General features: G+C 38.0%; 9 protein-coding genes and 1 pseudogene. 5 read left to right on the plus strand and 5 right to left on the minus strand.

The window, feature by feature from the left end:
• The first annotated feature begins 261 nt into the window (after positions 1-261).
• The 5 genes and pseudogenes from ACFIJZ_RS04460 (at position 262) to ACFIJZ_RS04480 (ending at position 3,303) form a co-directional block, all read left to right on the plus strand.
• Positions 262-480 carry a hypothetical protein gene (locus ACFIJZ_RS04460; protein ID WP_273791657.1) on the plus strand — a complete coding sequence of 73 codons (219 nt, stop codon included), beginning with the start codon at positions 262-264 and terminating at the stop codon, positions 478-480.
• A 6-nt stretch (positions 481-486) separates the two neighbouring features.
• A complete protein-coding gene (locus ACFIJZ_RS04465; protein ID WP_375631159.1) occupies positions 487-1,524 on the plus strand; it encodes a tyrosine-type recombinase/integrase in 1,038 nt (345 codons plus the stop codon).
• Positions 1,525-1,676: 152 nt separating this feature from the next.
• Positions 1,677-2,459, plus strand: a complete 783-nt coding sequence (locus ACFIJZ_RS04470; protein ID WP_375631160.1) for an NAD(P)-dependent oxidoreductase — start codon at positions 1,677-1,679, stop codon at positions 2,457-2,459.
• 215 nt (positions 2,460-2,674) lie between these two features.
• Positions 2,675-2,776, plus strand: a pseudogene (locus tag ACFIJZ_RS04475) (integrase); the annotation flags it as partial.
• A 161-nt stretch (positions 2,777-2,937) separates the two neighbouring features.
• Positions 2,938-3,303 carry a hypothetical protein gene (locus ACFIJZ_RS04480; protein WP_375631161.1) on the plus strand — a complete coding sequence of 122 codons (366 nt, stop codon included), beginning with the start codon at positions 2,938-2,940 and terminating at the stop codon, positions 3,301-3,303.
• Between the two features lie 1,145 nt (positions 3,304-4,448).
• Here the strand turns inward: ACFIJZ_RS04480 and ACFIJZ_RS04485 are convergent.
• The 5 genes from ACFIJZ_RS04485 to hflK form a co-directional block, all read right to left on the minus strand.
• The gene (locus ACFIJZ_RS04485) at positions 4,449-6,248 is read right to left on the minus strand and encodes an acetolactate synthase 3 large subunit (protein WP_375631162.1); all 1,800 of its coding nucleotides are present in this window, start codon (positions 6,246-6,248) and stop codon (positions 4,449-4,451) included.
• 270 nt (positions 6,249-6,518) lie between these two features.
• On the minus strand, positions 6,519-7,391 hold the full coding sequence (gene miaA / locus ACFIJZ_RS04490) for a tRNA (adenosine(37)-N6)-dimethylallyltransferase MiaA (RefSeq protein ID WP_375631163.1): 873 nt from the start codon (positions 7,389-7,391) through the stop codon (positions 6,519-6,521).
• A gap of 859 nt (positions 7,392-8,250) precedes the next feature.
• Positions 8,251-9,774, minus strand: a complete 1,524-nt coding sequence (locus ACFIJZ_RS04495; RefSeq protein WP_273790754.1) for a Do family serine endopeptidase — start codon at positions 9,772-9,774, stop codon at positions 8,251-8,253.
• Between the two features lie 151 nt (positions 9,775-9,925).
• Positions 9,926-10,864 (minus strand): protease modulator HflC, encoded by a 939-nt coding sequence (hflC, locus tag ACFIJZ_RS04500; protein WP_375631164.1) that lies wholly within the window; start codon positions 10,862-10,864, stop codon positions 9,926-9,928.
• A gap of 2 nt (positions 10,865-10,866) precedes the next feature.
• Positions 10,867-12,006, minus strand: a complete 1,140-nt coding sequence (hflK, locus tag ACFIJZ_RS04505; RefSeq protein WP_273790756.1) for an FtsH protease activity modulator HflK — start codon at positions 12,004-12,006, stop codon at positions 10,867-10,869.
• Positions 12,007-12,057: the final 51 nt, after the last annotated feature.

Genomic DNA, 12,057 nt, shown 5'->3' on the forward strand with positions numbered 1-12,057 from the left:
AACAAAAAGCGCGTTGCAATCACCTGTTTTGAAGCCAATGTATGCATGTGTCATAGAGGACAACTCGCATTAGCTCTCACTCAATTGCCTGATTGGAAATATGAAATTAAGCACATCTAAAAAATAAACTTACAGATTTTTTACATATGGAGGTGTTTCTCTTCACAAATGCCTCCTAGCACCCCCACCCTTCTTAACACTTTCAAGTAATGCGTGATTCACGCCACACGTGAATTGCATCTCAATGTAAGGAGAAAAGATATGGCGCCTCGTCCAGCTGCTATAACGCAACCAGCCATTGCACGCGCTTTAAGAGAAGCTAAAAAACAAGGTTGTGAACTCGTAGAAATCAAACCTACCGGTGAACTGCTTATCTATCTTAAATCCGATATTCCACTACCAAATTCAGTTAACCACCCAGACAAACTTTTAGACTTGTCAAAGAATGAATATTACGAAACCGCACTCTCTAAGATGTAAAATACCATGCCAAAACCACGTCCTCCTCATCTTGTCAAAGAAGTCACACGTCATGGTAAAATTATATGGTATGTACGTATTGGTCATGGACCACGTATTAGAATACGCGGCACCTATGGAACGCAAGAGTTTGTTGATAACTACAAAAGCGCACTTGCCGAGTTACAAGGGCTTATACTTCCTAAATCAAAAACTGGTAAGCTAGTCGAAGGTTCATTCGCATGGCTCCTTAAACAGTATTTTAATAGCTCCAATTGGCATAACCTCGCTAAAGCCACAAAGAAACAAAGAGAATACACTCTTATGAAAGTGTGCGATACTATAGGTCACATTTCATACCAAGCAATCGAAAAGAAACATATCATAGCCGGTGTTGAACGGCGCAAAGAAACACCAGCAATGGCTAGAGACTTTCTACAATCCCTAAATGGGCTTTTTAAATGGGCAATTGAACAAGGACTTTTGGAAAGCAACCCTACTTTAGGTATCACAAGACCTCCTCTTAAAAATAAAGAGGGCTTTCCCGTTTGGACAGAAGAAGATGTTGAAAAATATTACCAACGCTGGTCACATGGTACCCATGAACGCGTTTGGATTGATGTTCTTTTATATACGGGTCTGCGTCGTGGTGATGCGGTCCGCATTGGCTGGAAAGACGTCAAAGATAATATCATTCACATCAAAACAGAAAAGAGCCAATTTAAAACAGATGTCTTTCTCCCAATTTTGCCAGAATTAGCCAAAACGCTTGAAGTTGGTCCTATTGGAGAAGAAACATTCATTTGTGGTAAACGCGGGAAAAAAATACCCAAAAAAAGCTTCGGAATTACATTTTATAATGCTTGTACCCAAGCAGGTATCAAAAAATCAGCGCATGGCTTAAGAAAATTAGCAGCAACACGCGCAGCTAACTCTGGTGCAACAGTATCACAACTCAAAGCACTCTTTGGCTGGACAAATGACAGTATGGCATCTCTTTATACCAAGAGCGCAGATCGCAAAAAACTCTCCCTTGAATCGATACAAAAGCTCCAAAAAAGTTAGGGATAGAGATAAAAAAACATAATAGAATCAATAAGCACCTAATCCCTTACTACAAATATAACTTTTTGATTTAATTATTATTTGTTACCGTTGCTAGAAATAACAATGAAATAATGAGCTCAAATATTGATGAATGAAACGGAAGGTTTAAATTGAAAATATTAATTCCAGATGACTATCAAAAAGCCACCCTAACATTACAGTCTATTACAAAATTAATGAAATTGCATGAAGTGCTGGTTATAAATAATTTAGCTAAAGAATGTGATTTAGAAGATAAGCTCAAAGAGATAGATATTCTTATCTTAATCAGAGAGCAGACTATAGTTGATAGAAATCTTCTCCTGAAACTGCCAAATTTAAAATTAATCTGCCAAACAGGCCCTATAGGTTCACATATTGATATAGAAACTTGTAGAGACTTAGGAATTGAAATATTAGACGGTGGTGGAGATCCAACTTCTGCTGCTGAATTTGCGTGGCTCTTAATTATGTCTGCGCGTAGAAAACTCTGTAAATCTGTATCTGATATGAAAAAAGGACGATGGCAAACAACATTTGGCAACCAAATGAAAGGGGCTACTCTTGGAATATTCGGGTTTGGCCGTATTGGTAAAATGGTTGCTCAATATGCTCAAGCTTTTGGCATGTCCATTTTGGTTTATGGGAGCGAGCGTTCAACGCAAGAAGCAAAAAATTTAGGTTATCATTTTACGCATTCAAAAGATGAATTTTTTACACGTCCTGACATTATATCCGTCCATTTACGTTTAAGCGATAAAACCAGAGAAATCATAAAATTAGATGATCTATTGAGCATGAAACCTCATGCTATTTTTGTCAACACAGCGCGTTCAGCTTTGGTTGAAAAAGGGGCGATAGAAAAAAATACTAAGTTTGGAAAATTCAACTTACTTTGCACTGGATGTTTATGACAGCGAGCCAGTATATGAGAGCAAATTATTGCAATCAGATAGAGTTCTTTGCACACCGCATCTGGGCTATGTGACTGAAGAAAGCTTTGAGAATTATTTTGAAAAAGCTTGCCAAAATATAGCGTCTTTTATAAAGAGCGCTTAATGCCGGCTGAGCCAATGTTTGTAAAATTTATCTTATATCGCTAGCCTATCAAATTTGCACGACACATATTGGCTGGACAGATGACGCCATGTCATCTCTTTACACAAAGAGCGCAGACCGTAAAAAACTCGCTCTTGAAGCTATAAAAAAACTTCAAAAAGATGAGGAATAGAGGCAAAAAAACGTAATAGAATCAATAGCGAATAAAACCCTCACTATTAATATAACTTATTGACTTAATTATTATTGAGTATCCATACGGTAGTATTGAATATTCGGTTGAGTTAAAAAATAGCATTTTCGCTGCTACCACATAGAATATTGACAATTCTTATGAACAAAAAGGGGTCTATTACCCCTAGACCATATTTAATCTTTGAAAACCTTCCTGTTGATAGACAAATTAATACGTCACCTAATCCTTATAATTTAGATGCGTCTTGTAAAAGTGGCTATATTAGCGAAAATTTAATTATGATGTTTTCTTTAGTGATCGGAGAGCCTTATTCAATTAAGTTTGAAGGCGAACATATAGTAAATAACCTGCTTCCTTTAGAGGATAATAAAAAAGATTATACAGAATTAGGATCTGAAGTTGAGTTAGATTTTCATACAGAAAATGCTGCACTAAAATTTATAACGGGTTTAAATTTATCTCTTAAAGGGGATACTTTTATCTGGTGTTCGCAATGGCGTTGATGGCCCGTTAACGAGAATAGTCTGATGCACGTCTAGCTTTAAAATTTTTAAGTGAGGAGGATTTGAGTAGCTTAAGGGATAATTTATATATAATTAATGTTCCCTATAGATGGAGAAAAAATGGGGTAACCTCTACAAGTAAAGTGCCCCTAGTTCACAGGGACAGTGAATTCCCTGATATCAGCGCTGTTTTTTATCCTGGCATGTTAGAACCACAGTCAAAAAAGCCAAGGAAGCTTTAGATCATTTTTATGAAGCTATTAAGGCTGTATCTTTTGGAATTGATGTACCACTAAGGAAGATTATTATACATTGATAATAGAATGGCTCTACACTCTAGAGATAAATTTTCTGGATCATTTGATAGTTATGAAAATCCAATGCGATGGATTCAAAGAGTGTTTGTGTCTGCAGATTTATGGAATCATAGATATGTAGAACAAATAAAAGAAAGAGTATTTGATTTTCAATGCTAATGTCCTGATAATGATATAATGGTGAGTATTATTCTGGTTTATATATTGACGATACATCTCATATGTATAGGTTTCTCCCGCATAATCAGATGAGGTTACTACCTAATTATAAGCTATGGTGGCCAATTGATTTTCTATGGCTGCATTTGATCTTTGTTATTTTTTCCCTTCCTTCAAGCCGCTAGGGGGATTCCCCTATCAAGCCCTTGAAAAAGCGATTTGGAGTAATTTCATAAGGCGAAACCAAAACATAGTGACAAACTTTTCTATTGTTTTCACAAGTATGACGGTTTGCATGGTTGCCCCCTTCAAGCATAGTGGATTTTTTTCTTGCACGATGGAATCTTTCATATATGAGACAACATAATTAATTTATAACAGATAATTCAATGTATTATCTAAAAAATGCAACGAAATAGCTATTAATGTGAACATATGAATTAAAAAAACAAACATCGCGTACAAATAAATTCAAACATAATTGTGCACACGACTTATAACATTTTTTAGATGAACAAATAATAATACACCCCATGTCTTTAAACAAAGAATGAAAATCATAAAATGAGCTCTAAGGATAATAGGAACTCTCCACAAAGAAGAGACAGAGATGAGGACTCCAAAGACTTCATCATCACTATCCTTCACCATTTTGTTAACATATTAATTTTATACAAGAATCTTTCCCTCGGAAGAAATAGCATTTGCAATAGCTTCTTCGCTTGCCTCATCGGGTAATAACATCTCATTATGAGCACATCCCGATGGGATCATAGGAAAACAGTTTTCTAAATGATAAACACGACAATCAAAAAGAACAGGCTTATCACAGTCAATCATCTGCTGAATTTTATCATCAAGTTCATCGGGTTTTGAACAATGAATTCCCACGGCTCCATAAGCTTGTGCCAATTTCACAAAGTCAGGCATAGATTCCGTATAAGAATGAGAAAGACGATTACCATGCAGCAATTGCTGCCACTGGCGAACCATCCCCATATACTGATTATTTAAAATGAAAATTTTTACAGGTGTGTCATGCTGAATAGCTGTTGCAAGCTCTTGAATATTCATCTGAATGGAGGCATCACCAGAAATACACACAACAAGCGCATCAGGATGTGCTATTTGAACACCGATAGCCGCCGGAAGACCATACCCCATCGTTCCAAGACCACCAGAAGTCATCCAATGTTTTGGTTCATCAAAATGATAATACTGTGCTGCCCACATCTGATGCTGTCCGACATCCGTTGTAATATAAGCATTCGCATCTTTGGTAAGAGCATAAAGTCGTTCAAGAGCATATTGCGGCATAATGACATCTTTTTTCTCCGCATATGCCAATGAATTACGAGCTTTCCAACGGTTAATTTGCGTCCACCACGCCTCACGGACTTCACTGTTAAACGCTGGTTGCTGTATTTTTAAGAGTTGCGTCATATCTCCTAAAACACAAGCCACATCACCAATAATTGGAACTTCTGCTTTTACAATTTTATTGATGGAAGAAGGATCGATATCAATATGAATAATACGCGCATGAGGTGCAAATGCATCAAGGCGCCCCGTGATACGATCATCAAATCGTGCTCCAACAGCTAACATGACATCACAATCATGCATGGCCATATTAGCCTCATAGGTTCCATGCATTCCAAGCATTCCAAGCCAATTTTTACCGGAAGCAGGATAAGCACCAAGTCCCATTAATGTTGAAGTAATCGGAAAATCCCCCAATTGAACCAAATTACGTAAAAGCTGTATAGCTTTCATCCCCGATGAAATAACACCACCACCAGAATAAATAATAGGGCGTTTTGCCTCAACTAAAAGAGAAACGGCAGATTCAATAGCCTTAGTATTCCCTTTCAACGAGGGAAAAGAATGTAAAGACTCCTGAACTTGAGGTGCTCTATAAAGTCCTGAAGCAAATTGAACATCCTTAGGAATATCAATCAAAACCGGCCCAGGACGACCTGATTGAGCAAGAGAAAAAGCTTCATGAATAATAGCCGCAAGATCATTGACATTTTTAACCAGCCAATTACGCTTCGTACAAGGCTTTGTAATTCCAACTGTATCAGCCTCTTGAAAAGCATTTGTTCCAATCACCGTTGTTGACACCTGCCCAGAAAAACAAACAAGAGGTATCGAATCCATAAGAGCATCTTGCAAAGGTGTCACAGCATTCGTTGCCCCTGGACCAGAAGTCACAAGCATAACCCCTACCTTCCCTGTGCTGCGTGCATAGCCTTCAGCCGCATGCCCTGCAGCTTGTTCATGGCGCACCAAAATATGCTGGAGTGTATCTTGGTGATAAAGAACATCAAAAATAGGCAAAACAGCCCCACCAGGATAACCAAAAATATGTTCAACGCCTTGATCTATAAGAGCCTGAACCACTATTTCAGCGCCCGACATTATTTTTCCATCTGCACTCTCTTGCTTTCTTGGATCATTTCTCATTTTTCCCACTCACCTACTTTATAGGACAATAAAAAAGCCCCTAACGGAGCCCATAAAAAAAGCCCCCAAAGGAGCCCATTACACAACACATACTGTATGATTACCCCCCATTATTCCAACGTATAAAATATATAAAAAATTCCTTGTAGACAGATTTCTAATTCCATTGATACCATTCGTCAATAAAAAATTATATTTTCTAAAAAATTTCTTTTTTACGAATTATCTTTTATCTTTCGAAAGTTTCTTTGCAAGGCTCCAGCTCTTTTATCAAAAAGTAAGCATCCATTCTTCATCAAATTGATTACGAAACCATGTCATTTGTCTTTTTGCATATCTCCTCGTTTGTATTTTCACCGCTTCAAGAGCACTCTCAAAGCTTCTATATCCATCCAAATAAGCCATAAACTCAGGTATACCAATAGCCTTCATTGCTGGTAATGAAGGGGAAAGTTTAAGTTTTTTCATAGCCACCACTTCTTCTAAAGCTCCTCTTTCAATCATAGAATCCAAGCGTTTATGAATACGTTCATAAAGCAAAGGACGTGGTGGCATGAGAAGAATTTTTTCGGTCAAATTCGGCGCAATGAGAGGTGTTGTTTTTTGTTTCTGCCACCAACTGAGCGTCTTACCGGTTGCATCATAAACTTCCAAAGCACGGACAATACGCTGTCTATCATGCGAAGAAATTTTTTCAGCAACAACAGCATCAATCTGCAACAACTGGCGATAAAGACTTTCAGGTCCCTCTTTATCAAGCAGCAAACGCCACTGCTGCCGCACAACATCTGGAACATGAGGGACTTCCGAAATCCCCTCTAAAAGAGCACGAAAATAAAGTCCTGTTCCACCAACAAAAATAACTGATCTTAAAGAAAAAGTAGCCAATAGCTTCTCGACATCATACAACCATTGCCCTACTGAATAGTTCAAAGTAGGACTCACATGACCATAAAGATAATGGGGAACAATCGCGGTGTCAGCCTCCCCCGGCCGTGCCGTTAAAATATTTAAAACATCATAAACCTGCATTGAATCAGTATTAATAATGAGAGCATTCTTTTCTTGAGCCATTTGCAAGGCAAGTTCTGACTTCCCACTTGCCGTTGGCCCTGCTATCAATGTAATTGTTCTTTGTGCCATAAATAGCAATTTCTCCCAATCAATAACTTATTGCAACATACAGACACCCCCAAAGCCACTATCTTCTCTCCATTATCATAGAGTAAATACTTCAAACAAAAATACGAACACAAATTCTCTTCAATACAAAGAAAATCCTATGAAACTTATAAAAAAGAAAAAATAGACTTAAGAACAACACCAAAGGAATTTCCAAGCATTTTTTGCTATCATAATTCAATAACAAACCACAGCTATAATAATTTTGTCCGTTTAGGCCATTAAAAACATACTCTTTGTCATCATTTATGAAAATAATACTGAGCTTAACCTATACAATCAAACAGCTTTATTTTTTCCTATAAAAACAGCATGCTACTCTGATTTATAATAGGAGATTCAGAAATTGTCTTCTTCACGCTCTTTTTTTATAACTATTTTTTCATCCATCACCAAGAAAGGTGTAAATATATATATATAACTAATTTAGTCTAATATGATTTTTCTCTGAGAGAGCTTTTTTCAAACTGAAGTGAAAAAACGTTCTCTATAGCACACAAAATACAATCACAAAGTGCTAAAATTCTCACTAGATACAACATTATTTATAATAATAATTGACTTAAATACAAAACATAGATCTCCTATGCACTATTTTAAAGCCTAAGCTGTTGCAAAGTTGGAAATCTAGCAAATCTATGATGGTAGCAACTTGTACTTTTATTTAACGCAAAAATAGAGCTGCCCAATGAATTTTATATTGCACACCCCATGCTCTCTATCGTGAAATGAATTTGAGAAATATTGGACATCACATGCCTAGCTTGCAAAATATCCCATATACTAAGGCTGATAAAAAACAAAAAATAATTTTTAAGGATCAATCCATTAGGAGCGTTACGAACCGTAACTCTCCATCTGGACGCGCTACAATAAATAGAGCATTTTTTCGTCCAGCTTCACGTAATTTATGAATACGTTTTTTAGCCTCATCAATTGTTGTGATAGAACTCTGATTGATATCAACAATCACTTCACCAACGCGAATACGCTTTTTATCCGCTGCACTATTTTGTGCAACAGATGTCACCACTAGTCCTCGAAGTTTATCTGAAATTGAATAACGATGACGCAAATCCTCCGTCAGTTCAGATAACGTCATTCCCATAAATTGCATTGTCACGTTTTTCGACAGATCTTGATTTTTTTTATCATCAACTTCTTCTTCTGTATCTTCATTTGGATCTGTTTCAATCAAACGTCCAAGCTTAACTTTTACTGTTTCTTCTTGCCCATTCCGTAAAACAGTAACATCCACCACCTTTCCTTCTGAACTTTCTGCAACTAAACGCGGCAAATCACGTGCATGCTTAATTTTGGAATTACCAAAAGAAAGAATAACATCTCCAGTTTGTAACTGGCTATTATCTACATTATTTTCTTCCGTCTGTTCTATTTTACCAGCCACCAATGCTCCCACAGCATTGTCCAATTTTAAACTTTTTGCAATATCCTCTGTTACCGGCTGAATACGAATAGCCAACCAACCACGTCTTATTTCTCCAAAATCACGCAATTGATTAATAACAGAAAGAGCCATATCCGATGGAATAGCAAATCCAATACCGATAGATCCTCCCGAAGGTGAAACAATTGCTGTATTAATGCCAATGACTTCACCATTTCTATCAAATAACGGACCACCAGAATTGCCCCGATTAATTGCTGCATCTGTTTGAATAAAATTATCATAGGGACCAGCATTAAGATCACGGTTACGCGCAGAAATAATACCAACCGTCACACTTCCACCAAAACCATAAGGATTACCAATAGCCATAACCCAGTCACCAATACGTGCTTTTTCTGAGTCACCAAAACGCACAGCTTTTAATTTTTTACTTCCTGCATCGACTTGAAGCAACGCCAAATCAGTTTTGCTATCCTTTCCAAGAAGCTTTGCCTTTAGTTTTGTACCATCCGTAAAATTAACTTCAATATCATCAGCATCAACAATAACATGATAATTTGTAACAATAATCCCCTTTTGCGCATCAATCACAAAACCAGACCCTAAAGAACGCACCTTTTGAAATTGACTATCTTTTTGAGCATCTTTGGGTGTAAAAAAATCACTAAAATATTCCTCCAGCAATGAATCTTTTGGGATAACGGGTACCGAGGTATTTTCATCCTGTTCTGTTCCTTCAACAGTCTGTGCCGTGGAAATATTCACAACTGTTTCCAAAAGCTCAGAAGCTAAATCAGGAATAGAAAGCAATGCCTCGCTTGTCTCTGCTCCCCAAGACAAACCTGACCCTGATAGAAACAAAGTCACACAAAAAACAACTCTTGTGATAAAAAACTTTAAAAACGTATTTTTACTCACGACACTTCTATCCATGACATGCCTTTAATCAAAGATGCAAAGAGCCCCACTAAATTTATCTACATAAAACCAGCACGGCTCGATACTCTCTACCACTTTTACCATAAAAGAAAATGGTCACAGATCATTCTTTTCATGCAAAATCTCGTATCTGCAATCCATTATTTTATCTATTCTCTCCCGATTTTGGATCAGTTTTACTAATGCCAGTATTCATTGTCGGTAAGAATGCTTTATTTGCCTGCGGCGGATTACGAAAATAGAAAAAGAAATCCTCATTTGGAGAAATCACCATCGGTGTTTTCTCTAAATTCTTGTATTGTTCCATCGCCAACCAAAAATCGTAAAAAGACGGACTAGCCTCCCTCGCATTCAATAAAAGACGAATACTTTCAGCCTGACCTTCACCACGAGTAATTTCAGCATCACGCTTTGCCGCTGCTACAATTTCTTCATATTCACGATTAGCTTCTGCTACAATACGATCTCGCTCTTGTTGACCACGAGCACGGATATTTTCCGCAGCAGCTTCACGTTCAGCTGCCATTTGCCGATAGACATCTTCTGAAACAGCATCAGTCAAATCGGTTTTACGAATACGCACATCAACAATGGTAATACCCAACGAACCTGCATCTACAGAAAATTGCTTCTGTACTTCAGCCATCATCGCGCCTCGTTCATCCGATAAGGCTGCTTTAAATTCTCGCTTACCATAAACAGCGCGCAAAGCGTCAATAAACCGTGGTGCAAGGTTTTCACGTGCCGCAATTTGTGGACGCCCAGAAGCAATGCGCTGTAAAAACAACTTAGGATCTGTAATACGGTAAATAAAGAACGCATCCACCTCATAATACGCACCACCACGAACCTGTACAGATTGTGTAGGAACATCGTAACGCAATAACCGATTATCAACAATGATCATCTTATCGATAAAGGGCGCCTTGAAATAGATTCCAGGATTAGATTCTACCTGAACAATTTGTCCAAAACGCTTAATTGCTACTTGTTGACGAGGATAGACGATAAATACGGACATCCACAAAATCATCAAAACAAACACTATAGCACTAAAAACAAACAAAAAGCGAGATTGCTGCATAATTAATCTCCTCCAGAAATACGAGAATCTAAGAGTAACGCAGGACGCGCTGATGTTGCCTTTACTTTTTCCGATGACTTGCTACGCAACAATTCGTTCAAAGGTAAATAAGGCACCGCTGGAGAATTTGCCTGATCAAGAACCAGCTTATTTGGTGAAGAAAGAATCCGCCCCATCGTCTCCATATAGAGACGATAGCGAGCAGCTTCTGGTGAAATCGCAGCCTCACGAGCTATCGCCTGAAAACGTTCAGCACGCCCTGTTGCCTCTTCAACCATTTGTGCCTTTTCACCTTTTGCGATTTCCCGTGTGCGTGAAGCTTCACCATTTGCTAAACCAATTTTCGTAAAACGCACACGATTCCCCTCTTCAATCATTCTTCCACGTTCCTGCTCCGCCTGCTGAACAGAATTAAACGCAGCAGCAACCTTTGTCGGAGGAGCAGCTTCACTGATAGACACACGGCTTATTTCAACACCAAGTTGATATTTATCTACAGTCAACTGAATAATCTTTCTGACGTCATTAGCAACTTCTTCTTTCTTGTCACGTAAAACATCATCAACCGGCCGCGAACCAATGACCTCACGCATTGCACTCTCAGCAACTTGGCGGACTGTTCCCTCTTGATCATTCACATTGAATAAAAACTGACTAGGGTATGAAATCCGATAGTAAACGGAAAAATTAACATTAACGATATTCTGATCACTTGAAAGCATTAAGCCATCACTTTGTTGCGCCTGACCAGGCTTCCCACCAATCGCAATTGTTTTTTCCGTTAAAGGTACTTTCATATAGGTCTCAATTGGCCAAAAATGAAAATGCAACCCATCACCAATAATGCCTTCTTTAGGGATGCCAAAGCGCAACTCTACCGCTTGTTCATTTTGCTGAACAATATAAATTGACTGGTATAGCCAAAAAAACACAATAAGCAGAAGGAATAAAACAGAAAAACTGCTTCTCCCGAATTGTTTAAACTGATCCTGCCCTTTGCGCAAAATATCATTAAGATTAGGACCATTTTCGCCACCATTACCGCCACCAGAACCAAAGAGATTCTTAGCTGGTGTTTTTTTGTCACCACTGTTTTTATCGCCACTCCACGGGCCACCACCATTTTGATTTGTCCAGGGCATTATCACCTCTTTAACTGATTACCACTACTCGAACACCAACCATTTGCTTGA

The organism is Bartonella sp. CL70QHWL, from assembly GCF_042194855.1.
Lineage (GTDB): Bacteria > Pseudomonadota > Alphaproteobacteria > Rhizobiales > Rhizobiaceae > Bartonella.

Excerpts from the sequence above, each read along its gene's own strand:
- hflK (WP_273790756.1), bottom strand. The coding sequence starts at position 12,006 with ATGCCCTGGACAAATCAAAATGGTGGTGGCCCGTGGAGTGGCGATAAA.
- miaA (WP_375631163.1), bottom strand. The coding sequence starts at position 7,391 with ATGGCACAAAGAACAATTACATTGATAGCAGGGCCAACGGCAAGTGGG.
- hflC (WP_375631164.1), bottom strand. The coding sequence starts at position 10,864 with ATGCAGCAATCTCGCTTTTTGTTTGTTTTTAGTGCTATAGTGTTTGTT.
- ACFIJZ_RS04480 (WP_375631161.1), top strand. The coding sequence starts at position 2,938 with ATGAACAAAAAGGGGTCTATTACCCCTAGACCATATTTAATCTTTGAA.
- ACFIJZ_RS04460 (WP_273791657.1), top strand. The coding sequence starts at position 262 with ATGGCGCCTCGTCCAGCTGCTATAACGCAACCAGCCATTGCACGCGCT.
- ACFIJZ_RS04485 (WP_375631162.1), bottom strand. The coding sequence starts at position 6,248 with ATGAGAAATGATCCAAGAAAGCAAGAGAGTGCAGATGGAAAAATAATG.
- ACFIJZ_RS04465 (WP_375631159.1), top strand. The coding sequence starts at position 487 with ATGCCAAAACCACGTCCTCCTCATCTTGTCAAAGAAGTCACACGTCAT.
- ACFIJZ_RS04495 (WP_273790754.1), bottom strand. The coding sequence starts at position 9,774 with ATGGATAGAAGTGTCGTGAGTAAAAATACGTTTTTAAAGTTTTTTATC.